At 50.6% G+C, this 23,005-nt stretch carries 16 protein-coding genes; 8 read left to right on the top strand and 8 right to left on the bottom strand.

Features of this window, described 5'->3' with window-relative positions; translation table 11 throughout:
* Window positions 1–188 precede the first annotated feature (188 nt).
* Window positions 189–596 (bottom strand): fasciclin domain-containing protein, encoded by a 408-nt coding sequence (locus AC0QH1_RS22790; protein WP_324633662.1) that lies wholly within the window; start codon window positions 594–596, stop codon window positions 189–191.
* 92 nt (window positions 597–688) lie between these two features.
* The gene (locus AC0QH1_RS22785; protein WP_324633661.1) at window positions 689–1,666 is read right to left on the bottom strand and encodes an ABC transporter ATP-binding protein; all 978 of its coding nucleotides are present in this window, start codon (window positions 1,664–1,666) and stop codon (window positions 689–691) included.
* 195 nt (window positions 1,667–1,861) lie between these two features.
* Between AC0QH1_RS22785 and AC0QH1_RS22780 the strand changes: the two genes are divergently transcribed.
* The 4 genes from AC0QH1_RS22780 to AC0QH1_RS22765 all read left to right on the top strand — a co-directional run bounded on the left by AC0QH1_RS22780 (window position 1,862) and on the right by AC0QH1_RS22765 (window position 5,752).
* Window positions 1,862–2,035: a hypothetical protein gene (locus AC0QH1_RS22780; protein WP_324633660.1), complete on the top strand. Its 174-nt coding sequence runs from the start codon at window positions 1,862–1,864 to the stop codon at window positions 2,033–2,035.
* Window positions 2,032–2,892 (top strand): IMS domain-containing protein, encoded by an 861-nt coding sequence (locus tag AC0QH1_RS22775; RefSeq protein WP_324633659.1) that lies wholly within the window; start codon window positions 2,032–2,034, stop codon window positions 2,890–2,892. The genes AC0QH1_RS22780 and AC0QH1_RS22775 overlap by 4 nt, the downstream gene beginning before the upstream one ends.
* Before the next feature lie 34 nt (window positions 2,893–2,926).
* A complete protein-coding gene (locus tag AC0QH1_RS22770) occupies window positions 2,927–3,934 on the top strand; it encodes a tetratricopeptide repeat protein (RefSeq protein ID WP_324633658.1) in 1,008 nt (335 codons plus the stop codon).
* A 444-nt stretch (window positions 3,935–4,378) separates the two neighbouring features.
* Window positions 4,379–5,752, top strand: a complete 1,374-nt coding sequence (locus AC0QH1_RS22765) for a hypothetical protein (RefSeq protein WP_324633657.1) — start codon at window positions 4,379–4,381, stop codon at window positions 5,750–5,752.
* 68 nt (window positions 5,753–5,820) lie between these two features.
* Here AC0QH1_RS22765 and AC0QH1_RS22760 read toward each other — a convergent pair whose 3' ends face one another.
* On the bottom strand, window positions 5,821–7,530 hold the full coding sequence (locus AC0QH1_RS22760; RefSeq protein WP_324633656.1) for a YcjF family protein: 1,710 nt from the start codon (window positions 7,528–7,530) through the stop codon (window positions 5,821–5,823).
* Window positions 7,531–7,901: 371 nt separating this feature from the next.
* Here AC0QH1_RS22760 and AC0QH1_RS22755 point away from each other — a divergent pair, with 371 nt between their 5' ends.
* Window positions 7,902–9,635 carry a HAMP domain-containing sensor histidine kinase gene (locus AC0QH1_RS22755; RefSeq protein ID WP_324633655.1) on the top strand — a complete coding sequence of 578 codons (1,734 nt, stop codon included), beginning with the start codon at window positions 7,902–7,904 and terminating at the stop codon, window positions 9,633–9,635.
* Between the two features lie 118 nt (window positions 9,636–9,753).
* Here the strand turns inward: AC0QH1_RS22755 and AC0QH1_RS22750 are convergent, their stop codons facing one another.
* From AC0QH1_RS22750 to AC0QH1_RS22735, 4 genes are all read right to left on the bottom strand, one after another.
* Window positions 9,754–12,303 carry a CHASE2 domain-containing protein gene (locus AC0QH1_RS22750; protein ID WP_324633654.1) on the bottom strand — a complete coding sequence of 850 codons (2,550 nt, stop codon included), beginning with the start codon at window positions 12,301–12,303 and terminating at the stop codon, window positions 9,754–9,756.
* 184 nt (window positions 12,304–12,487) lie between these two features.
* Complete coding sequence (locus tag AC0QH1_RS22745; protein ID WP_324633653.1) at window positions 12,488–13,273, bottom strand: DUF928 domain-containing protein; 786 nt, start codon at window positions 13,271–13,273, stop codon at window positions 12,488–12,490.
* Between the two features lie 591 nt (window positions 13,274–13,864).
* A complete protein-coding gene (locus AC0QH1_RS22740) occupies window positions 13,865–16,543 on the bottom strand; it encodes a CHAT domain-containing protein (RefSeq protein ID WP_324633652.1) in 2,679 nt (892 codons plus the stop codon).
* A gap of 126 nt (window positions 16,544–16,669) precedes the next feature.
* Window positions 16,670–19,522 carry an S-layer family protein gene (locus AC0QH1_RS22735; RefSeq protein WP_324633651.1) on the bottom strand — a complete coding sequence of 951 codons (2,853 nt, stop codon included), beginning with the start codon at window positions 19,520–19,522 and terminating at the stop codon, window positions 16,670–16,672.
* A gap of 454 nt (window positions 19,523–19,976) precedes the next feature.
* On the opposite strand from AC0QH1_RS22735, the gene AC0QH1_RS22730 reads away from it, so the two are divergent.
* Entirely contained in the window at window positions 19,977–20,507 is a 531-nt protein-coding gene (locus AC0QH1_RS22730) for a YidB family protein (RefSeq protein ID WP_324633650.1), read from the top strand.
* Between the two features lie 377 nt (window positions 20,508–20,884).
* On the opposite strand, the gene AC0QH1_RS22725 is transcribed toward AC0QH1_RS22730, so the two are convergent.
* Entirely contained in the window at window positions 20,885–21,223 is a 339-nt protein-coding gene (locus AC0QH1_RS22725; protein ID WP_324633649.1) for a cupin domain-containing protein, read from the bottom strand.
* A 374-nt stretch (window positions 21,224–21,597) separates the two neighbouring features.
* Here AC0QH1_RS22725 and AC0QH1_RS22720 point away from each other — a divergent pair, with 374 nt between their 5' ends.
* Window positions 21,598–22,521 (top strand): RluA family pseudouridine synthase, encoded by a 924-nt coding sequence (locus tag AC0QH1_RS22720; protein WP_324633648.1) that lies wholly within the window; start codon window positions 21,598–21,600, stop codon window positions 22,519–22,521.
* Between the two features lie 291 nt (window positions 22,522–22,812).
* Window positions 22,813–22,965, top strand: a complete 153-nt coding sequence (locus tag AC0QH1_RS22715; RefSeq protein WP_324633646.1) for a hypothetical protein — start codon at window positions 22,813–22,815, stop codon at window positions 22,963–22,965.
* Window positions 22,966–23,005: the final 40 nt, after the last annotated feature.

Below are 23,005 nucleotides of genomic sequence, written 5' to 3'. Positions count from 1 at the left end.
GAGCCGGATGAGGTGAAAGTCTCAAGTCCGGTTCTGAAGACGAGTAGTTCTGGTGACGGAATTGCTTAGTTTAACAATCCCGATCGCTGTTATAAAATTGATTCATAAAGACTTGTTTTTGCTGGCGATAAACCCCGGAAAAATTGCCCGATTCTGGTCTCGAGGGGATTTATCGCCCTAGGCAATACCTAAGCAAAGGAAGGCATCAGAACCTTATCGATCGCATGGATCGTGCCATTGTCCGTTATTCGGTCTGCGCTGAGCACTTTGGCGTCGTTGACTTTCGTTTCATCGGAGGTATCGATCCCCACGATAGATCCTTCAAGGGTTTTAGCGCTGTCTAATTCGCTGAGATTATCGCTCCGCACGTCCCCATTGAGCAGGTGATAGGTGAGGATTTTTTTCAGTTTGGGCAGGTCTTCCATCCAAGTGGCGATGGTGTTGGAGGGAAGCTGGGTGAATGCCTCATCGGTGGGAGCAAACACGGTGTAGGGGCCAGAACTCTTCAGGGTATCCACCAGACCGGCTGCTTCGATTAAGGTCATCAGGGTTTTGAATTGTCCGATTTGGGAAGCAGTTTCTACGATATCAGCCATCTGTTTTCTATCCTTTCAATCTCTATTTAATTTAGGGATAGCATTACCTAGGGGGATGGCGCATCTTTCAAGGGGAATAGCTTTTGAGAGAATCACTGGCTGACGGTGATGCCGCGATCGCGCAGTTGCCCGACAAAAAATTCTTCTAAGGAGGCTCGCGTCAAGTGAATCGAAATCAATTTCGCCCCCATCAATTGCAAGCTGGCGAGGAAATCTTGGGGCGACCCTTTTAAATGACCGTGCCAGCGTTGTTCTTCAAAGTCTAAATCAGGCAACCATTGTTTCAGCACTTCGGTGTTACCGCCAGTGCCTTCCACATAGTAAACGTCAGAGGTGCCTAACAATTCGGGCAAAGCTCCCATGCAAATCAATTCCCCTCGGGCGAGGATAGCGACGCGATCGCAGATTTTCTCCACATCGGCCAAAATATGACTGTTAAAAAAAATCGTCTTGCCTTGCTCCTTAAGCGATAAAATAATCTCGCGCATTTGATAGCGTCCTAACGGATCGAGTCCCGACATTGGTTCGTCCAAAAACACCAAATCCGGGTCATTAATTAGTGCCTGCGCCATGCCGATGCGCTGTAACATCCCCTTGGAATACTGTTTCAGTGGCTTATTGCGAGCCGCTGACTTGGCAATCCCGACTAAATCGAGCAACTCGCTGATGCGGTGTCGTTGTTCCCTGCCGTTAATTTGAAATAAACTGGCGCTAAACTGCAAAAACTCCCAACCTGTCAGATAATCGTAAAAGTAAGGGTTTTCTGGGAGATATCCGAGACGTTCGCGCACGGCGCGATCGCCCAAGGGACGCCCCAACACCACCCCGCGCCCACGGCTAGAACGCAAAATACCCAGCAAAATCTTGAGCAGGGTCGTTTTTCCGGCCCCATTTGGCCCGAGTAACCCGAAGGTTTCTCCCTCGTACACCGTCAAGGAGCAATTTTTGAGGGTTTCTACTTTTTGATTCATCCAGAACCCCCGCAGATAAACCTTCTTTAACTCGAAGGTCTCGATCGCCGGGACTTGCTCTTTCGTCGGTTCGACAGGCCAATCAACCACTGAATCCATACCCGTTGAGCACTCTTACAGCAAAACGTCTCTTGTGCATTGTTTCCCGATGCAAGTGGAATTTTACATCAGTGGACAAGCGCGCCGTTCGAGCAGCGCTCAAAAATTTATTCTACCCCAGCAAGGTCAACCCAATGCGCCGATCGCTCGGTGCAATGTCACAATACCCTACAACTGCAGTTTTGAGGAATTACAATGGATCGTTCTAAAGTGGTCGCAATTATTACCGGTGCCATTTCCATTTTTCTGGCGATCGCCTATTTGCTGCTGGTTCAGTTGCTCGACTTCCGAGGGGAAATGGTTCCCGCACCGGTAGACCCCGCCGCCTTGGTCGAGTCGGTTACTGTCGCGCTTTTTCCTTGCCTATGAACGCCACCAAAGTTGCTACACTTACTGCGACGTTTGCTCTCAGTTTAGCTGCTGCCGCGCGCGGGGCAAATCCCGAGGAAGTGCGGCAACTGCTCGAAACTCAGCGCTGCCCGAGATGCGATCTGCGCGGTGCGGATCTCGAAGGAGTCAACTTGCGCGGTGCCGATCTGACCGGTGCCAACTTGCAAGGCGCTTCCCTGCGAAACGCCGACTTGCGCTATGCCAATCTTCGAGGAGCCAACTTAACCCGGGCCACTCTGATTGCGGCGGATTTGTTGGCAGTTAATCTCACCGATGCCAATTTGCGCTTAGCCGATGTCCGAGGCGCAAATCTGAAAGATGCAGTCTTGACAAATGCCAACACTTGTGGATGGCAACGGCAAGATGCGAATTTGATGGGGGCGAATTTGCAAGATGCGGGATGCTTCACCAACCCCGCCTCTCAACCCACGGAAACCCCTACTCCCACTCCCACGTTCGATCGCGCCGCCGCAGAGGCATTGATTCGCCGATGGTTGGAGGCAAAAAAACAAATGTTTGCCCCTCCCTACAATCGCGCCTTGCTCCGCAATCTGACTACCGGGATTTTATACGCCGATTCCCTCAATGCTATAAATTGGTTGCAAAACAATAATGCATTTTATGAATATGGAGTGCAGCGCATCGAGTCGGTGAATCGATTTGAAATCGCTACAGATAAAGCAACTGTGGAGGCACAAGTCACGGAGGATTACACCCTTTACGAAAATGGCCAAATCAATCGCGAAAAAAGCGATTTTTCCACGAATTTAATTCGCTACAATTTAGAACGGGTCAATGGCGAATGGAAAATCGCCGATTATCAAGCACTCGATTAATCAATCCTTAGCCTAAGTCCGATAGCCGATCGCCATGTCCCCACCCTCGGAGTTTCCCCCTCCCCGGTTTAACCCCAACACTACGCCACCGAAAAAGCGGGGGGAAATCCACCGCATAGAAATTCAAATGAACAACCCGCAAGCGTGGTACGATCGCGCGGGTTCTCTTTACCAATTACAGCGCTATGAAGAAGCGATCGCCAGCTATGATAAGGCGATCGCAATTCAACCGGATTATCCGGATGCCTGGAACAATCGCGGCATGGCGCTGAAAATGTTACAGCGCTATGATGAAGCGGTGGCGAGTTTCGATCGCGCGGTGGCTATCGAACCGAATTACCATTGCGCCTGGAACAATCGGGGCAACTGTCTGTCCTCAATGGGACGTTATGAAGCGGCAATTGTCAGCTACGATCGCGCCCTCGCCCTCCATCCGGACGGTTACGAACTGTGGCACAATAAAGGGGAAACTCTGGCATTTTTGCACCGCTACGAAGCGGCGATCGCTTGTTATCGGCGGGCGTTGGAAATTCAACCCCAATCTCGCGAAACTCGAGCACTGCTCGATATCGCCCTCGCCCAGTTGACGCCGCCGCCCCCCGCCCCAGTGGTGATGGAGTCGTCGGTGGCGCAAAATGCTCGACTCCAGTCATGCGACGCTATGGTGGCGCGTTATCCCCAGGATGCCCAAGCATGGGCAGATCGGGGTCACGCTCTGTTCGAGTTGGGGGCTTTTCACGAGGCGATCGCCAGCTACGATCGCGCGATCGCCTTGCAACCGACGGATGCCACCGTCTGGAAATATCGCGCCCGATCGTTGAAGCGGTTACATCGCTATGAAGCGGCGATCGACAGCTATGAAACAGCGCTGGAATTGCAACCCCAACCCCCACAGCGCCACAGAACCGAGGCGCTTTCCCCACCACCACCCCCTACCCCCGGGCAACACCGCCCCAGTCCCCGCATCCGCTCATTCCTCTACCGGGTTTGGCAGCTTTTGCGCCGTATCGGGCAGGGGTTCCACCGATGGTTTCGCAGATAATCTCCTGGCATTGTCGGGGGTTTGCAAACCGAATAATCGCAACAGCGATGATGCCATTCGCCGCCCTTCCTTGCCCTTCCCCGCCCCCCTCGCCCCTGCACAATCTACACTCAATACACAACGATTTCGCCAACCCTGAGTTCCCCGAGGGGTGAGAACCTATTGACTCCTGGCCATAGAGTTGCATTAAACTGAGGCTGCCACCCACCCCAGTATTTCTGCGGCAGTGAAGGATTTTTACCAATTTCCTAGCCGCCGAGAGAAAGCTACTTGCTCCCAGAGGTGGATGTCAGGAGTGCTATTATAAAGCGTAAACTCCAGCGAAATCGGGTAGCATCTAATCGCGTTCCGTTTCGGCGATCGCCGAAGCAAGAAAGCAGGTATCGGCCTATCATGGCTCAGGCTTTGCATCCCCGCTGAAAACTGTTTACTATCTAGCAACTGATGACCTCGATTGAGATGATAAATTTAGTCTCTCCGACTCTCGATCTATTTGTCTATCACCTTCGCGAAGGTTTGGGTATAGAGACCAGAGACAATTTAGAAAACTACCAATATGTACTGGAAAAATTGCCCCAGCAACTTCCTGGTTCCCTGAGTTCCACACCGGTGACTGAGGATAGGGAATATGCCCAATTTTTAGATGTCAAAAACCACGAAACAGGACAGTTTAAATTTGCGGGAGAATTTGAAGACGAAAAAATCGGAGGTTCTTACAATCGCTTTGCCTTAGACGATACCTATGGATTGCTATGCCAACTCTCAGTGGATGGAAAATTTGATATTAAAGATTTGGCAAGCTGTCTGGAAAAACTTTTAATATTAGCTCCCGATGATTTTTTATTGCCCGGAAAAATAGGCCAAACTTGGATGCTCTCGGGATGGTTGGAAAGTGGCGGCAGAAATGAAGTCCATCATCTAGCAGAAAGCGCTTATAAAAGTTTAATCGACCGAGGCTGGCAGTATCAAGAAAAGGGACAATTTTTAGGGGCAACGGTTCTGGAGTTTTGGAGAGCCTCCCCGCAACGGTGGGAAAAAATTGAGCCGGATAGTCATTTGGTGATGATTCTCTATCCGAATCAGAAGGCAATGACCCAAGCGGCTGAGTTTTACGAGTATTGGAAGCTTTTATTTTGCTACCGAAATAAAATTATCTGGGCTTACACTCAAAGCCGCGAGATGAAAGAGAAAACCCTGGTCGAGTTCGATAGCATGGGGCCTTCTATTGAAAATATTTATAATTTAGAGTGGTCGCAACTCCAGTCAACTTTACAAAAAAATGCGATAACTTTGTCAGATTTTGTCAAAACAATTAATGCATTAGAAGTCTATCAGCATACTCTGGATATAAATTTGCTGCATTATGAAAAATACGTGATGCTAATTGAAAAAAAAGCAGGCAGCTTTTTCCAAGTTAGCAATGATTTTAAATTCCTGCAAGAGTTTAGCGATATTGTTAAGGCGAAATATCAAAAACAACTGGAAAAAGATTATGCTAATTTGCGTCCTTGCTTGGAAGTACAAGAAAATTTAATTGCCACGATCGCCGGCATGGTGAGTATTTCCCACGCGCAAGAAGCACGCCAGTTCCAACAATTTGCCACGGTAGCGGGGGTCGGCTTCGGAACCGCTGTAGTGGTGGCTTGTAGTTCTTCGAGTTGGATGGCACAGGTGAATCATGCGGCGGCGATCGAACCTTCACCCTGGACCGGTCCGGAATCCCTGACGCCGATCGCCATCGTCTTGAGTGCAAGCGCCCTTGCTGGCATCCTCGGCGGGTTCTTCGCCTGGCTTTTCTTCATCAAACCCAACCGCTAAACCATTGAGCAAATATCTCAAATCGAGAACCACGCCAAACTTCTCAATTCTGACTTTCTCGGGGTGATTTACCACTCATCATTCTGCTGACGGCGACTATCCCACTCCCAATCATCATATTCCTCATACTCCTGTTCCATTATCTCCGCAAGCTCTCTGCTTTCTGAAGCTTGTTCCGCTTCGGCGTAGCGCGTCAGCGGGGGTAAATCGTAGTCGTCATACTCATACTCTCCTTCTTCTCCATACGCTTCCTCGTCTTCCAGGGTCAAATTCATTTTCAACGGTTCCACTACGCGGTCGATCGCATCTTTCACAAATGCTTTGACAAATTCTTCTTTTTTGGTAAGCTGAAACTGTCGCTGTACTACTTCGGTCATGCCGCCATCCCCCCAATCGCGATCGTGGCGGAAATATTCGATAAAGCTCTTGCCGGCAATGCGGGTTAAATACGCAGCGGTGACGCCTTGAATCGCTTTACCTACCACAAAGGTTCCTAAGTTTAATTGCAAAGCGGCGGTAATCAGTTTCACCGCCCCTTCTACGATTCCCAAACTGGCTAAGGTTTTGCCGAGAGAAAGCGCCAATTCTCTGCCCCGTTCGAGATTAATATCGCACCCATAGATTTTACCAATTTCTACTACCATTTGGGCGTTGACGGCGGCGGTGGCAAGTACGTCAATCACGGGTAAGGGGGTGCAGGCAATTACACCAGCACCGATCCACTGAAACCGTTCGACGACTTTATCCGCTTGTCGTCTTTGTTGGGTATCGATTAAGCGCCGCGCTTCTTCGCCGAGAAGTTGGGATTGCAGCAGGATATTGTCGGCGACTAAATCTTCTCCTTCGGCGCGTAAAATGGCAGCCATGCGGCGAATTAAGGGCATGATATCTGGGTCGGCTTGAAATACGGCCCCGCTTTCGAGGCGGATTTCGCTGGGATTGGCGGCGATCGCCACTACATCCATTGGCGAGATGAAGTTTTCTACGCGATCGCGCAGGTGGGCTAAAATGATTTCTCGTTCTTCTTCGGGATAACGGTCGCTTTTGTTTAAAACCACGATGGAGCGCTTGCCAATTTCGGCTAGCATTTGCAGGGGTTCGTATTCCGATCGCGTCAGGTCGTTATCCACCACGAATAACAGTAAATCCGCTTCGGTGGATAGGGTCCGCGCTAAGCGTTCTCGTTCGGTTCCGGCTACTCCCGCTTCTAAAATTCCCGGGGTATCGGTAATTAAAATTTCGCGATCGAGTCCTTTGAGTTTCAGGCGATAGGTTTGACCCACATCGGTGGTTCCCATCGGCGCATCCACCCGCCCCACCATGCGCCCGAGTAACGCATTCACTAGGGAGGTTTTCCCCGCCGAACCGGTCCCGAATACCACCACTTGCAGATTCCGGCGCGATAAGTTCTGTTCGAGTTCGCGCGATCGCTGCAGCAGTTCTTGTCGCGCTACTTCGTCTTGGATGTTATCCACTTGTTGGCGAACCGCTTTTAAGTTGGCTCCCGCCGCATCGGCTTTGTGGGCGGGGACTTTTAGCTTGCGTCTGCGCCGCCCTCGCCCGGTTTTGGGGTTCTGGAACAGCCGCAGGTAGTAGATAAATGCCCCAATTAACACGATCAGCAGGGCGATGACGAGCAACAGCAGCAGGTTCGCCAGCAGGGGTGCGGAAAAACTAATCTGCATGTAAAGCCGGGAGATGGCACTCACCAGCCACAGCATCATCCCTAAGATGAAGACGATACCCACAAATAAGGTTAAAAGGCGCGATAAAGGCATGACAAGTATTCTCAGCGATCGGACTATTTCGATCTTAATCTCGCCCCTGCTTGGAGAAGCCGGGGAAATGGATTGAAAATTAAAAGTTAGAAATTAACAACATTTATTTAGTAAATTATCAATCTGTGATTTGCAATTTTTGGGAAGAATTGACCAGATCGGTGCCCAAATCCATCCCCCCGTTAATTCTATTAATTCTAAATTCTCAATTGTTAATTCTCAATTGTTAATTCTCAATTTTTCCTCACGGGGTGTGGAAAAGCTGAAAACTGGGTGGGTTGATTGAATTTTTGCACGACTTTTTGCTATGCTGCATCGTAAGCTAAAAAGGCTCGCCTTTGGCACTACAGGATTTTCCGGGGGTAAACGGAATGAAAAACTCAAAAGACTATCATTATAGTAGCACATTGGGGAAAGAAAAACTCCAGAATTGGATAATGGGATTTGGGGGGCGCTGCAATATTCGGCAAAAGATTAGTCTGGGGTATTTGTTGAGTTTGGGAGTGGCGCTGGTGGGAACTACAATTGCAGTGGCGATCGGGAGTTACTATCAGGAGCAAGCGTTGCAGCGATTTGCACTAGCGAGCGATCGCCAAGCGTTATTGACGAGCTTGCGAATTGCCACTTTAGAAGTGCCGTTTTATCGACAAGAACTTAATGATGTTAGTCAGATGTCCCCCGCCGAATTTCAGGCAGAAAAGAATCAGTGGCTTGAGAGTGTAGCGAGTGTGAGAGGGCAATTATGGGAACTGAAGGAATACCCGGAAAAGATTGTCGGTCTCGAACCGCTGTTGCAGGAGTATAAAGGCGTGGTAGAAGCCTACACCCGAGAGCTAGATTTGTTGCTCGAAGAAATTGCCCCATTAACGTTAGAACCGGAAGAAATTACTAACGCGAAACAAGTGCTTTTAGGGTTTAGCGATCGCCCTGCGGTGGAGAGATTCAATCGGTTTTCGCAGCAGTTACAAACCCTGATGGCATCGGCGCAGGAAGAACAGCAGCAAGCGAAACTGGCGTTATGGCAAGCGGGAAAGATTCGGCGATGGTTTATAGGCGTCACCATGCTGGTATCGGTAGGGAGTGCAATTCTCTTAGCGCTCTATATCAGTTGGGCGATCGCGCGACCCATTCAAGCGGTAACTGCGGTTTCCCAGCAAGTGGCGAAAGAATCTAATTTCAACTTAAAAGCACCGATTCAAACCCAAGATGAAATTGGGGTTTTGGCCAGCTCATTTAACGAATTAATTGCCCAGGTCAATCACCTTATTTCAGAATTAGAAAACGAAAAAGAAAGCCAGTTAATTCAAAGTGAAAAAATGGCCAGTTTGGGGCGGATGTTGGCTGGCGTTGCCCATGAAATTAATAATCCGATTAATTTTATTTACGGCAATCTCCCACCGGCGGAAGAATACCTCGAGGATATTTTCGATTTGCTCGATACCTATGAAACCGAGATTCCCGAACCCCCGCCGGCAGTGAAAGAACGGGCGGAAGAAATTGAAATTGAGTTTATCAAGGAAGACTTGTTTAAAATATTGCAGTCGATGAAAGTTGGGGCACAACGGGCGCGGGCGATCGCCTTGAGCTTGAAAAATTTCTCGCGCCTGGATGAAAACATTCCCCAACCGGTGGACTTGCACGAATGTATTGACAGTAGTTTGTTGATTTTGCACAACCGAATTAAAAAGAGCATCCAGGTGATTCGCAATTACGGCAATCTGCCCCCGATTGAGGCATATATGGGATTGCTCTATCAGGTCTTTATGAATTTGCTCAGTAATGCGGTGGATGCCTTAGACGAGCAAACCCTGATTCAAGGTGTAAAGGGAAAAGAAATTACCATTTCGACGGAACAAATCGATGAGCGGTGGGTTAACGTGAGAATTGCGGATAATGGGCCGGGGATTTCTCCGGAAAACCAAGAGAAAATTTTCGCCCAATTTTTTACCACGAAACCGCGTGGGGTGGGAACCGGATTGGGGTTAGCAATTAGTCGGCAAATTGTGGAAGACAAACATGGAGGAAAAATTATTGTTTGCTCTGAGGTGGGAATGGGAACCGAGTTTTCCATTACCCTACCCATTAAAGCGGCAGTTTCTCTGTAGGGTGGGCAATGCCCATTTTATGCCATTTTTCGATTCTAATACCAATGCCGGAAAAACGAGAAGCAGGTCACGCAAAATCCTTTCCCGGATGAATCAAAACCCAAGCGCAGTGGAGGATTTAAGGTTGGGTTGGAAGGGGGCGATCGCTCCTTTCTTGCTTACAGCGTTCCAGATAAATTTGCGCCACTTTATCCCCCGGATTCTCGTTCAAACAGCGTTGAAATAAACCCTGTGCTTCCCTAAAACTATTCAGATGAAATAATAAAATTGCCTTTTCAAACTCCGACTTGGTGGTTAACTTGCCTTCGCGAAGTTCCGGCGGATCGGCATCGAATATCTCATACACCGTCACTTGTTCCGATTTGCCCTTTACCTGGACGCGATCGATGAGGCGAATGTCGTATTTTCCCGGATTTTGTAGGTGCAAAAACGTTTGCTGGGTAATTAACAATTCCACCCCATAGTATTTCGTGAGCGTTTCGATGCGCGAGGCTAAATTTACCGCATCGCTAATCACGGTACCATCGAGACGGTTGATTCCGCCCACAGTTCCGAGCATCAAAGACCCGGTATTAATGCCGATGCCGATTTTGATTTTGGGGCGTCCCGGTCTGCCTCGGGTGGTATTATAGTCGCTCAAGTATTTTAGCATAGAAATACCTGCTTGTACCGCATCATCTGCGCCGCCGCCAAATAGCGCCATAATCGCATCGCCAATATATTTATCGATAAACCCATTATTTTCGATAATCGCCGGTTCCATGCGAGAAAGATAGGCATTGATAAATTTAAAATTCTCCTCCGGACTCATTGCTTCCGATAAGGTGGTAAAATTGCGAATGTCGCAAAACAAAACCGACATTTCTTTTTCCACCGCATCGCCGAGTTTGACTTCAGCAATGCTTTCGTAACCGAGGAAGGATAAAAATTGATTGGGGACGAAGCGTTCGGCGGCTTCAATTAATCGAATTTCGGCATCGAGAGAGCGTTCTAAGTCTTCGTTGAGTTCCGAGAGTTTTTGGATGAAGGCTTGCCGTTCTTGTTCGGCTTTTTTACGATCGCTGATATCTTGAAAGGCGACGATCGCAAAAGATATATTGCCCTCCTCATCATAAATTGGCGTTCCCCAAGCTTCGATGGGAATATCTCGATCGCCGTTGTAAATTTCAATATCGTCGGCAGTAGTAGATTCCCCCCTTAACGCCCGCTGGATGAGCAATTCCGACGCTCCAGAGTCGCGATCGCCCTTGGTAAAAGAACTGCGACATGCCAGGTCGATGTCACTCACCGAGGCATTGCGGGGCAAATGAGGCGCGAGAATCTGCTTGGCTTTTTCATTGAAAAAATAGGCATTTCCCCCAGTATCCACCACGGTGATACCTACGGGAACTGCTTCTAAAAATTGGGTGAGTCGCCGATCGCGATCGCGCAGCAATTTGCGGCTATTATAATCCGAGACAATAATCGCCGAAGCAAACAGCGCCACCAGGGGGCGAACCACCGGAATCCACCAACTGTTTAAAAATGCCAGATAACCGATGGCGATCGCACCCGCCCCTGCTAACAACACGATCGCCACAGTTTTGCCAAATCTTCTCTGTTTTTGAGACAAGCGACTGGCGCGCAACCCCCAAGCTAACAGCGCCCCCCCGGCGGACCAGGCAAAAATCCAAATCCACTCCAGGGGTTCGGACCAGACTTGCAAAAAAGCACGCCCTTCTAAAGCACCACCGACCATTTGACTGATTAAATTAGCATGAATCACCACCCCAGCCATCCGTCGTTGATTTTTAAACCAACTGCCCTCCTCGCGGAAAGCCCCGGAAATATCCGGGGTGAAGAAAAAATCATTTAAACTCGGCGCAGTTGCCCCAATTAACACAATGCGATCGCGCATTAAATCCGGCGGAATGTTATTTTCCAGTACCTCCGTCATCGAAATCGTGGGAAAATTGTCCTGGGTTCCGCGAAAATTCAACAACATCTGATACCCACCGGCATTGACCCCCGCATAACCGCCATCGTTTTTTCTAAACGGCTTAAATAACGCTGTGCCCAAGCGCAAGTGCATCCGTTCGGGATCTGCGACTTCTAGCTGAATGCCTTTGCTTTCTAGATACATCAAGCTCAACCGCGCCCCGAGACTTAACTGAGTTTCTCCCGCTTGGTTTTTATGAGATAATAAAGCTCGCCGTACTTTGCCATCGGCATCTAAAACTAAATCCGAAATTCCCACGCGATCGTTGCGCTCTAGACTGGGAGGGGGCGCTACGGTATGGCCAATAATTTTCTCGACGCCGATTAAATTCTCGGTGGATTCAAACAGTTCTACTAATTTCTCATGCCCCGGTTCGACACTTAAATCGCGATACACATCTAAGCCAATTGCCAGGGGTTGTTGTTGTTTAATGTTATTCAGTAATTGCGCCAGGGTTCCATCGGACATGGGCCACTGTCCCACATTCGTGATGTCCGATTCATCTATGGTGACGATGGCGATGCGGGTGTCGGCGGGTTGTGGGGGACGCAGGCGAAAAAAGCGATCGAGCATCCCGAGTTCGGGATCCTGGAACCATCCAGCCGCACTGGTGGCAATGACGAAACCCGCCACTGTCGGTGCTGTTACCAATACCGCACGCCATTGCCATAGCTTCGATTTTAATACCATCTAGGCGCTTTAGGGAAATCACGGGCTATGTTTGGGCACACTGCTCGTTTTTGGTGCGATCGCTTAAATCGTACCCTAAAAAACAATAGCGCCCCCTATTCCCATTCTAGGGTGCGCTACCAGGCAGACGCGAGGGATTTGTCCCTGGCGGTGGAAAATGGATTAGCTCCCTATTCTAACTCCCCTAATGGCCGATCGCGCTTGGGGGCGCTATGGATTGAATCAGGGGTTGGTTGGCGATCGCTTCGAGTCCGTTTTCGCTTAGGAAGTTGTCCCAGGCGGCGGTATATCGATCCGGTTGCGATCGGCGCAATTCGGCAAGGGTGCTGAGGGTATCGTACCAGATTCCTTCCTTGCCATATTGGCTCGCTGCTTCTAACGAAACTTCTGGTGGGAGTTGACCCATCGCTGTGGCGCTTGCTTCGGTTCTGGTAATCCACCCCTCTACCCGAGGACTATCTGCTCTCGGTGGGTTTTCGCAGGCTAACACAAACGACCACTGATAGGTTTTCCCGGTTTCCAGGGGGGATGCTTCTGGGGGGAGGGTGAGGCTGATAATTCCTCCCTGGTTGGGAATCTCAACCTGGGTTTGATAGTAATAATCCTCGGTTTTGTCTTTGACGATAAAATATCCCTGGGCCGCTGAGGTAGGGGGAATGTAGGCGAATACCGTGGGGCGATCGGATAGGGTTAATCCTTGCTTGGTTTCTGGCAAGATTGGCGTCACCGATGGTCCTTCCATCATCCCATCTTGGGGACAGAATCCGCCACTGCGAGATGCTCCCCCGGCGGAATCTTCCAGGGTTTGGTTATCCGGTGGCTCGAAGGTAATGCTAGCCACGGTTTTCTCGGATAGTGGATTGGGGGCGGAAACTTGCGCTTGGGTGGGTAAGCCAGCCATTAGGGCGAATTTTACTGACAGGGCGATGGAAAAAATTGCCACTGAAACCGACGAGTTTGTTGATGCCATTGTTCAACTCCTTGCTGCTTGCGAATTGCTTGAATTAATCGGATTGATTTATCGGCGATTAAAGAGGATTTTATCTCTGCGACATTTAACACCCTGCTGACCTCTTTTACTACTATATCAAATTTTATAACTCTAGGTAATTTTAAGGGGACGATTTTGAACCCGTTCTACGGCTTGAGCTTTACCGTTCCTTTACATTTTGGCGCAAAACTCCCTTTTATCCTCCTCGGATGTTGTTCTGCGAACCCCCAAGCAAAACGCGCTTAACTTCAGTCATTACACCTTTTTGCCCCCTGATTTTTTGCGCTATTCGTGCAACTATTTACCCGGCAATTGTAAAAGTTTTGCAAAGTTTTCCCTTCCCAGGCGAACCTAGACCCTGTTTTGCAGCCCCACAGAGTTGAAAGTAGTTTCAACTTATAATTTCTTTACATTCTGTGGCACCTTGGCGTAGCCCTTTCCCGGAAATTCACCTATTATTTTCCGACCGCAACCACATTTAGTTTGCATACTTTTAGGGGATTAGCTGCCCACAATACGGGGTTTAAATTGAAATTTAACATGCAATTTAAACGCATAGTCACTCCGACTCTACAACCAATTTCCCACCAAAACAAAGGGTGCCCAATAAAACGGATGGGAGTATTTATCCTCATTTAACAAGGCTAACTGCCCTTGACGAAGGGCCTGTGCTTTGGTCATGGGGGGAGAGGTGTCCGTTGCGCCCGGGCCTGCGTCGCGGAGTAGGTTGCGGTAAAACTCGGTTACTAGGGTTGCGGTGGAGGCATCGTTCACGGACCACAGGGTTGCTAGGGTCGATCGCGCCCCCGATCGCACGGCTACCCCTGCTAATCCCAATCCGGCTTGCTTGTCTCCTGTCGCTGTCTGACAGGCACTCAGGACCAATAATGCGATCGGGGTGGAAAATCCATCTTGCCGGGTTTGTAGCAATGCCTCAAATTCGGTGACTTGAATTTTATCATCCCAGGTGAGAATAAATGTCTGTTCGGAATTCGAGCTAAACTGACCGTGAGTCGCTAAATGAATGACGGGGAAGTCTACTCGGTCTATCTGACTGGCTAGATTCGATTCGGTAAAATCCCCGTTCAACAAAACTTGCGCTTCACTTACTTGAGTGGCGATTTGCTGCAATTCTAATTCTACTGCGGGTAATGGGTCGAATCCTTGACGGGCATCGGTGAGTCCCCCGCTCAAAACTTGGATTTGCTCTCGTTGCAAGGGTTGCGGCGCGAGCAATTGCAATCCAGGGGTGAGGGCGAGACTGTATTTTTCGATTAAGTAGCTTTCTCCATCATACAGGGCGGCTACGGGTAAATTCCGCAGGACGCCATCGAGTACGAAAACCAGGGTTTGAATCTCCCGATTCGCTAAACTGGCTTGCGCGGGTCGAATTAACCAGTCATACAGTTGTTGCGACAGTTGCAAGCGCCGCTTGTTGGAAAATGCAGGGCTGAGGAATTGTTGCAGTTGCGCTAAGGTTGTTTCGACTTGGCGTTGAGTGATGGGGGTTTCGTAGTGACGCAGGTTGTCGCCGGGGATGGAGAGGATGACGGCTAATCGGTCTGGCAAAATGACGGAATAGAATACGGCGGCGGTGGGGTCTATTTCGTCAATTTGCTGCGGTTGGGCGTCCAAACAAGCGTCTTTGAAGAAGTTGTCTAGTTCTGCTAGTTGCAGGGATTCGAGGGTTTGGCGGGCTTGTGTGAGATACTGTTGTTTTAGCTGGACGGAAGCGCCCTGGGTGCTGTCGAGGAGCAATGCTACAAGCTGACGATAAACGGGTTCGACGGTTTCGCGAAAGGAGAATTGCACCTCTGGTTCGATGGCTACTAGGTCGCTGCGAAGCGATTGTAGGGTGCGTACTGCTTGGGTATATGGGGCGATCGCACCTGTTTTGTCTCCTTTTTTTACCCTCACTCTTCCTAGTTGCCATTGCCACTGATAGGCAATATCTGATGCTTGTATCCCCTGGGCTAAGTTTAATGCGGCTTCGGTGTGTTTTTGTGCGGCGCTTTGTTGTCCGATTTTTTCATATAAGCGACCTAGGTTCCCTAGGGCATAGGATTGCGATCGCCTATCGTCCAATTTTCGCGCTGCTTCTACTCCTCGTTCTAATATCGAAATAATCGTTTCGGTATCGCCGATAATTTCCTGCTGTGATGTCTCCTGGAGCAATTCTTCTGAGGTCAAACAAGCGGGATTTTTCTGTTGCAAACATATTGCAGCGCGGGCTAAATTCACCTGGGCGTAAACTGTGGGGCGACTGGGGGGCAAAATGCTCAAGGGTTCGGGAATTTGCGCGGCTAAGCTTTCTGCTGACTCCCATTGCCCTATTTCTAGCAAGATATGCAGTTGGTTTAATTGTGCTTGTAATTGCAACATGGGGTCGCGGGTTTGTGAGGCGGCGGCTACGGCTTGTCGATAAAGGTTTAAGGCGGATTCTGGTTGTTTTTTGGCTTGTAATGTATTGCCTAAACTTAATAGGATGGCGCTGATTTGTTGTGGCGATCGCCCCCGATTTGCTGCCTCGAGAGCTTGCTGCAAAATTCTCTCGGAGTCTTCTAATGCTCCGACTTGTCGCCGCAAATTTCCCAGGGTCAGCAACCTGGCAGCTTTTAATGAGGTGTCGGGTTGTTTGTCTAGGGTTTGTTCGATTTCGAGTAGGGTTTTGGTGGCTTTGGCGTGTAGTCCTAAAACTTGCATGGCGCGGGCTTGATTGATTTGACTGAGTAGGGTTCCCCATTCGTCTGGCACGTTACGATACATTTGGGTTGCTTGTTGCCAAAGGTCTAGGGCGTTTTCGGTGTGTCCGAGGAAGAATTGCAGCCGACCGGCGGTGTTTAATTGTTGGGCGCGGATGATTTGGCTTTGCGGTTGTTCTGGGGGATAAGTTGCGATCGCGTTTTGACTGGCTGCGATCGCGGCACTGGCTTTTTCATACTCTCCCAACCGCTGATAAGCTAAGGATAGAAAGTTCAATGCCTGCGCTTCTCCCAGGGGATTGTTTTGGGTAGAAAACTCTGCCGCCGCCCGTTCCCACACCCGAACTGCTGCAGCAAATCGTCCGGCGTCGTATTCTTTTTTCCCAGCAGTTAATGTGGTTTGGGGTTGATTTTCGGCGATCGCATTTGCCGGGGGTGGGTCGGCGGGAAAGGCGCGATGAGCGACCCATGCAGCATGAAGGGTCATGCTGAGGGTAAAGCTTAAGAAGGCGGCGACAATCCATCGGAAATCTCTCGGTTTTGGCATTATATTTTTCGGCTATATCTTGACATGAAAAGAAAAATATGGTAAGAGAAGATAAACAATCGGGTTTGCAGGCAGCATGCAGGTAGTCGTCTGCGATGGCAGACTTAGGTTGCGCCGCCGCAACTGTTAGTCGCCCGGTTCTTTATATAATTTCCCACAACCCGGGAGGCTCATCCAATCGCTGTGGGGGGTAACGCTGGTGGGTTGTGCTACCAAAACCACTTTTCCTTGTGCGTTTATCGCCCACCCTTGGGCTTCCACCAACCGCTGGCCACTGGGGGAAACGGAGGCAAGGGCGGGGGATGGGGAGGGGGGTTGTGAGGTTTGCGCGGGGCTGGTGGGAACAATTCGCAAGTCTTCTAATACTACGGAAGCATCCAGGGCTTCGTTGGGAGAGGTAGGCAACCCGCCGCGACCGGTAATGGTGAATTCGCTGCCTTGACCCACTACGCAGAAGTTTTGGGCGATTAGTTTGGACACATCCACCGGAGCGCTTTCTAGTTCTACGATTCCCAAGCTGCTGTCTGTTTCTGGGGTATTGATTTCTACGGTACCGCTAAACTGGGGGCCGAGTTGGGAGGTGGCGGTGATGTCGCTCGCGGGGGTGGGTGCGCTTCGGAATTCGGTGCCGAAGATGCCTTCGGCGGTGATGCTGACGCGACCTCCGCGACCTTCTAGGGCGTTGGCGGTGATGTCGCTATTGTTTAATGCGGTTAAGGTTTCGGTGTCGATGGTGATGTTTCCGCCGTTGGTGTTTCCGGCGTTGGTGGTGATGCTGCTGCGATCGCTTAACCGAATATCCGGCGATCGCACCTGAATGTTGCCCCCGGCCCCGGATACGGTGGCTGCGTTTAAACTCCCTTCGCGCTCTAAGCGAACTGACCCGGCTACAATTTCCAGGGTTCCGGCGTTTCCCGCTCCGAGACTTCTCACATCCAGGCTGGCACCGTCTCGCACGCGCAATTCGGGGGTGGTTATTCTCACGTCTCCTCCTGCGCCGATGGCTTGCACCTGCGGTAAGTCGGCGCGCCCGGAGGAGGCTACAACGGTGGTGGGCAATCCGGTTATGGGGGAGGTGCCAAACACTTCTACCGACTCGGAGGCATTCACTGTCAGGGTTCCCCCCGCACCTTCACCGAGGCTCGCACTGGAGGGAATTGCGCCATCGCCGATACTCAGGGTGCCGGTAATTAGGGTCAAGTCTCCGGCGGGACTGTCGGTGAAGGTGGTGGTTCCCGGACCGCTGGTGGTAAAACCATCGGCGGATACTCCTAGGATTTCTATGGATTCGCTGGCTTCGATGAGGATGTTTCCTCCGGGTCCGCCGAGGGGAATTACGTCGGTACCGACTATCCCGCCACTGTTGGCGACGATTAATGCTCCTTGGCGATTGATTAAGCGTTTGGTTTCGATGCGGATGTCTCCCCCTATGCCGATGCCGAATAGGGTATTGTTTAAGATGCCTGTGGGTAGCAGGGTTCCGGGTAGGGTTCGGGACACTTCTACGGATTCTGAGGCTCGAATCAGGATGTCGCCTCCTGCGCCATTGCCCAAGGTGGCGGTGGAAAAGACGCTGCCATCTCGGATGGTAAGCTGGCTGGTCTGTATGGTTAAGTTTCCTGCGGATCCGGTGCTTCCAAGGGCGGTGTTGGTAAATGCTCCTGCGCCGATCGCTTCGATGGCATGACTGGCAAAGAGGTTGATTTCGCCGCTGGGTGCGCTGCCAAATGTGGGGTTGAAGGCGATCGCGCCGTTATACATGCCGATGCGATCGCTTTGGATGGTTATGTTCCCCCCGGGGGCGAGTCCGGCGGTTCCGGCGAATAGTCCGCTAATGCGATCGCTCGGTTGCAGTTGTCCGCTCAATCCACCGCCTAAAAATTGGTTGAGAGATTCAAGGCCAATTCCGATTAAGTTTACTCCGTCGATTGCCCGCACGCTCAGATTTCCCCCCGCACCTTCTCCAAAGGCGGTGGTGGATAAAAATGCTGTGCCTTGTAGTAAGAATTGCCGGGTTTCTACGGTTAGGTCTCCTCCCGCACCGGTTCCCATTGTGTCGCTGGCGATGATGGTAAAGTTTTCTGGGTTGGTACCGCTGATTTCTACGAATTCCTTGGCCTGTAGGCGTAAGGTGCCTCCGGGTTGCGCTCCTCGGGCGATCGCTAATACTTGGGAACCGTCGCGCACCTGTATCTGTCGCCCTTGCAATTCTACGGATCCGCCACCTTGGCCACTGGTACTCACGACACTTTGCTGCAAGAGTTGAATGTCTCGAAAGTCTCCTACGCTTTCGTATCCTGCTGCTATTCCGTTTTCTGTGACCCGGAGGCTGACTTTGGCTTTGTCCCCTACGCTGCCAATGTGGATGCGTCCGGAGGGGGCTTGCATTTGCCCGCCTTCGAGGGTTACGTGGCCGCCAATTAGGGCAAGGGTTTGTCCGGGTGTCACTTGCATCCGGGCGATCGCACCGCTGCTGTCTGTGGCGCGCGATCGGTTGATAATCGCTCCGGGATTTTCTCCAAATTGCAGCCCTACGGGTGTGCTGATGGTTAATAATGGGGGGGCTTCTGGGTCTATTCCCCCAAATGTGGTGCCGTCGGCTAATTCTATGGCTTCGGCGCTGGTGGCTACGAATGACCCGCCGATGTTGAGTTGGGCGTTGGGTCCGAATACTATTCCATTCGGGTTGAGTAGGAATAGGTTGGCGCTTCCGTTGGTTTGGATTAGTCCGTCAATCTGGGAGATTTTTCCTCCGGTTACTCGGGTCACAATGTTTTGTATGTTTGGCTGGTTCTCGAACTGTGCTACTCGATTGGTGGGGAGGGAAAATTCTTTGAAGCTGTGGAATAGGTTCCCTCCGCGTTGGGTTCCGCCGGTGATGATGCGGCTGTTCCCTTGGGGGGTGACTTCGGAGTTGCTCGGTAGGCTGCGATCGGGGATGATTTGCCCCTGGGCTACTGCATGGAAGGCGAATGGCACTCCGAGTCCACTCAGAACGAGGAGTGTTTTTATTCCAATGGTGAGCGATCGGTGAAACCCCTGTTCCCCAAATATCCGCCCACTGCAATGATTGTTTTTTCTGCATGAATTACCCATCTTTTTTTCTCCCTGCGCCACTGTTTCCAAGACACCCTGAGTAAGGGAAAATTCTGTCGCCCGTCGTCTGCGTCAGCACTGCTTCCCTCTACTGCACTATTTTAAAATAACTTGGAGTGTAGTGGTGGTTTTGCTCCCTTCTGTGCCCACTCCTCATCGAGGAGATAAAAATTTCCCCTCCTCAAACTTTTCTCCGGAAGCCTTTCGTGCGCTTCTTCTCTCCTCATAGATGTCCCGATTTGCTTTACTCTAGAAGTAGGGTGGGGTGTCGGGTTTTCTCGCGATACCTGTTGCCCGATTCACTGCAAATGTTTTTATTATGGTGGAGTAAAATACTATGGGCCTTTTTGACCAAATTGCTGGTGCGCTGAATAATCCCTCTCAGCAAGCGAGTTCCAATCAACTGGGTACGATTCTCAGTACCGTACAGCAACTCAGCAGCACCTACAATACCGATCCTGCAACTACCCAAACTATGCTCTCGACGGTGGGCACTTTCGTGCGATCGGCTCTGCAGGAAAAACGGGACGCCGGCGGCAGCGATATGGTACAATCCATTGTCAGCCAGTTTAGCGGCACTTCGGCTAATTCTTCCGCGATCGCTGCTTTATTCTCCGCCCCGCAAATTTCTCAACTCATCGAAACCCTCTGCGCCCGCACTGGCTTAAACGCACAGCAAATCCAATCTATGCTTCCCCTGCTTATCCCCGTAGTGCTGAATTTACTGCAAAGTGGCGCAAGCGCAGACGACCCCCAACGCGGCGGCAATCCCGTCCTCAATAGCTTTTTAGATGCCGATAATGATGGCGATGTGGATATCGCTGACGCTATTAGCTTTGCCGGCAATTTCTTCAACCAATCCCGTTAAATTCTTCACTCTCCTTTTCTCCGGACAAGATACTTCTGTTCCCTTCTCTTGTTCGGAGATTTTTATATCATGCAACTCAAAAAAAAAAGTTAAAATTTTTGGCCGCTTTTTTTTCTTCCCGGCCTTGCATTTTCTCAGAATTTGCGATACCATATATTCATAATGGGAATAGTGGCAAAATTTTTAATTTTGCCACTATTCCCATTATAATCTAGATTAGCAAACAATTTTTCCCTTGTCAAGGACAAATCCTTTTTTTTAGGAAAAATTTTCTTCCCCGCCACCCCCCGGAAGCGATCGGCCAACAGGGGGGAAGGGGGAGAGATGAAACGGGAGAAAAAGCGAGGCCAGAGGTAGGTCTCGCCACCGGATTGGACTTAAGTTTCATCGCGATCGTGACTGCGCGCTGGCGGGGAAGTCGCCTCAACGGCTTTAAAAGGCTCCAGAATTTTATAGGTGTGGTTGGCCCCATTGGGAACCACCCAAGAATCGCCAGGTTCGAGCAATACCATTTGACTGTTGATGTAAAGCTCAGCGCGACCGGCGATCGCGTAACCCACGGTTTCGTAATCCCGGCTTACTTCCGGTTTAGACTCGCCCGGTTCTTCTTCCCAAAGCCGCATAGAAAGAGACTTGCCCGCCGCAAGATATTTCTGGCCCATCTCGCCGTGGGGGGAGTGAGCAGAGTCTACTTTTTTAATGGTTGTATCAGCCATATGAATTTCCTGGGTAACTGCTAAAATAAAGAAATGTTTTCGGGATGAAATTTTTGTCATTAGCCCGCTCGTTAGGAATTACTTTAAAAGGAGAAATCCCCAGTGTCGTCTATCTAGAGAGGGACATTCCCCAGGAAGAATCAGTGGGATGGGGGAACAGGTGAGCCAGGGTCCGTGGCGAGTGCGGGATATGAGCCGAGGCAAAAAAATACCCGTTTCCGAATGGCGATTTTCGGATAAAATAGAAATCTTGCCAGTGGATTCGGTGGGAGTCAAATCCCACCGAATAACCGTTCAAAGAGCAGGTGGAGGACGAGACGTCGCGCCGACAGAGAAAGGACGGGAAAACCCGGTTATGTTCTATTCGATCGCCAATGACAGAAATTATTATTGTTGAAGAAAGTGCCACCCGACTCGATCGCTACCTCGCCGATCGCGTCCCGGATTTATCGCGATCGCGCATCCAGCAGCTCATAGCACAAAATTGCGTCAAAGTCAACCAAGAAATTTGCACCTCAAAAAAAGCCACAGTTCGCCACGGCGATCGCATCGCCATCGAAATTCCCCCCGCACAACCGTTAGAGCTGCGGCCCACCGAGATGCCCTTGGATATTCTGTATGAAGACGACAGTTTGATTATTCTCAACAAATCGGCGGGAGTGGTGGTACATCCAGCACCGGGCCATGAAGAGGATACCCTAGTCAACGCACTGTTAGCACATTGTGATAATTTATCGGGAATTGGCGGCGTGCAGCGTCCCGGAATCGTCCACCGACTGGATAAAGACACCACAGGAGCGATCGCGATCGCCAAAACCGATCGCGCCCACCAACACCTGCAAGGGCAAATCAAAGCCAAAACCGCAAAACGGGAATATCTCGGCATCCTCTACGGTGCGCCCAAAGCCGAAAGCGGTACCATCGACCGACCCATCGGACGCCACAAACGCGATCGCAAAAAAATGGCGATCGTCCCGGTAGAAAAAGGCGGAAGGCCCGCCGTCACCCACTGGCAGGTGCAAGAACGACTGGGAAATTATACAGTAATGCACTTTCGCCTAGAAACCGGACGCACCCATCAAATTCGCGTCCACTGTGCTGACATGGGACATCCGATTGTCGGCGATCCCCTATACGCCAGCGGGCGATCGGTGGGCGTCAACCTCCCCGGACAAGCCCTGCACGCATGGCGTCTCACTTTGGAACATCCCGAAACCGGAGAAACCCTCGAAGCGATCGCCCCCCTTCCCGACAGCCTCACCAAGCTGTTAAACGTACTCAGACGGCGATCGTTTTAACTGGGCGGGCGACATCGCGGCTACAATGGGGATCAACGCCCATGACTCGTGCCCCCCAGGGGGAACGCTGCATTCCCAGGCCCCGCCTCCCCGTAGAGACGCTTCGGAATCGCGTCTCCAACCTGCAAACTAATTTGCACCCGTTTCAAGGAGTTCTGGGGAGCGATCGCCCCACCGAGACAGTCAATCTCGGTAATTTGAATACCTCCCCCTACCCGAGAACTACGATCTACAATTATTCCAGAGACAACACCAACCGTCAAAAGAGAAGAACCAGACAAAAACACTGATTTGACGCGCAACTTATCCCCAGAGGGAGGACTGACTCAAATGCTCGTGCAAGCCGAACAAAAAAAACTTTACACCCCGGAAGACTATCTCGAGTTTGAGGTAAACTCGCAAGAACGGCGTCAGGGACTCCGTAGAAACCAACCCCATGTCTAAAGCCAGGGGCTTGTACTTCTAACCACCTGACCAGCCTAAA

It is taken from the genome of Phormidium sp. CCY1219 (assembly GCF_055795085.1).
Note: the sequence above shows the minus strand (reverse complement) of the source record. Positions and strands in the feature narration are given on the sequence as shown.

Excerpts from the sequence above, each read along its gene's own strand:
- AC0QH1_RS22790 (WP_324633662.1), bottom strand. The coding sequence starts at position 596 with ATGGCTGATATCGTAGAAACTGCTTCCCAAATCGGACAATTCAAAACC.
- AC0QH1_RS22785 (WP_324633661.1), bottom strand. The coding sequence starts at position 1,666 with ATGGATTCAGTGGTTGATTGGCCTGTCGAACCGACGAAAGAGCAAGTC.
- AC0QH1_RS22780 (WP_324633660.1), top strand. The coding sequence starts at position 1,862 with ATGGATCGTTCTAAAGTGGTCGCAATTATTACCGGTGCCATTTCCATT.
- AC0QH1_RS22775 (WP_324633659.1), top strand. The coding sequence starts at position 2,032 with ATGAACGCCACCAAAGTTGCTACACTTACTGCGACGTTTGCTCTCAGT.
- AC0QH1_RS22770 (WP_324633658.1), top strand. The coding sequence starts at position 2,927 with ATGTCCCCACCCTCGGAGTTTCCCCCTCCCCGGTTTAACCCCAACACT.
- AC0QH1_RS22765 (WP_324633657.1), top strand. The coding sequence starts at position 4,379 with ATGACCTCGATTGAGATGATAAATTTAGTCTCTCCGACTCTCGATCTA.
- AC0QH1_RS22760 (WP_324633656.1), bottom strand. The coding sequence starts at position 7,530 with ATGCCTTTATCGCGCCTTTTAACCTTATTTGTGGGTATCGTCTTCATC.
- AC0QH1_RS22755 (WP_324633655.1), top strand. The coding sequence starts at position 7,902 with ATGAAAAACTCAAAAGACTATCATTATAGTAGCACATTGGGGAAAGAA.
- AC0QH1_RS22750 (WP_324633654.1), bottom strand. The coding sequence starts at position 12,303 with ATGGTATTAAAATCGAAGCTATGGCAATGGCGTGCGGTATTGGTAACA.
- AC0QH1_RS22745 (WP_324633653.1), bottom strand. The coding sequence starts at position 13,273 with ATGGCATCAACAAACTCGTCGGTTTCAGTGGCAATTTTTTCCATCGCC.
- AC0QH1_RS22740 (WP_324633652.1), bottom strand. The coding sequence starts at position 16,543 with ATGCCAAAACCGAGAGATTTCCGATGGATTGTCGCCGCCTTCTTAAGC.
- AC0QH1_RS22730 (WP_324633650.1), top strand. The coding sequence starts at position 19,977 with ATGGGCCTTTTTGACCAAATTGCTGGTGCGCTGAATAATCCCTCTCAG.
- AC0QH1_RS22725 (WP_324633649.1), bottom strand. The coding sequence starts at position 21,223 with ATGGCTGATACAACCATTAAAAAAGTAGACTCTGCTCACTCCCCCCAC.
- AC0QH1_RS22720 (WP_324633648.1), top strand. The coding sequence starts at position 21,598 with ATGACAGAAATTATTATTGTTGAAGAAAGTGCCACCCGACTCGATCGC.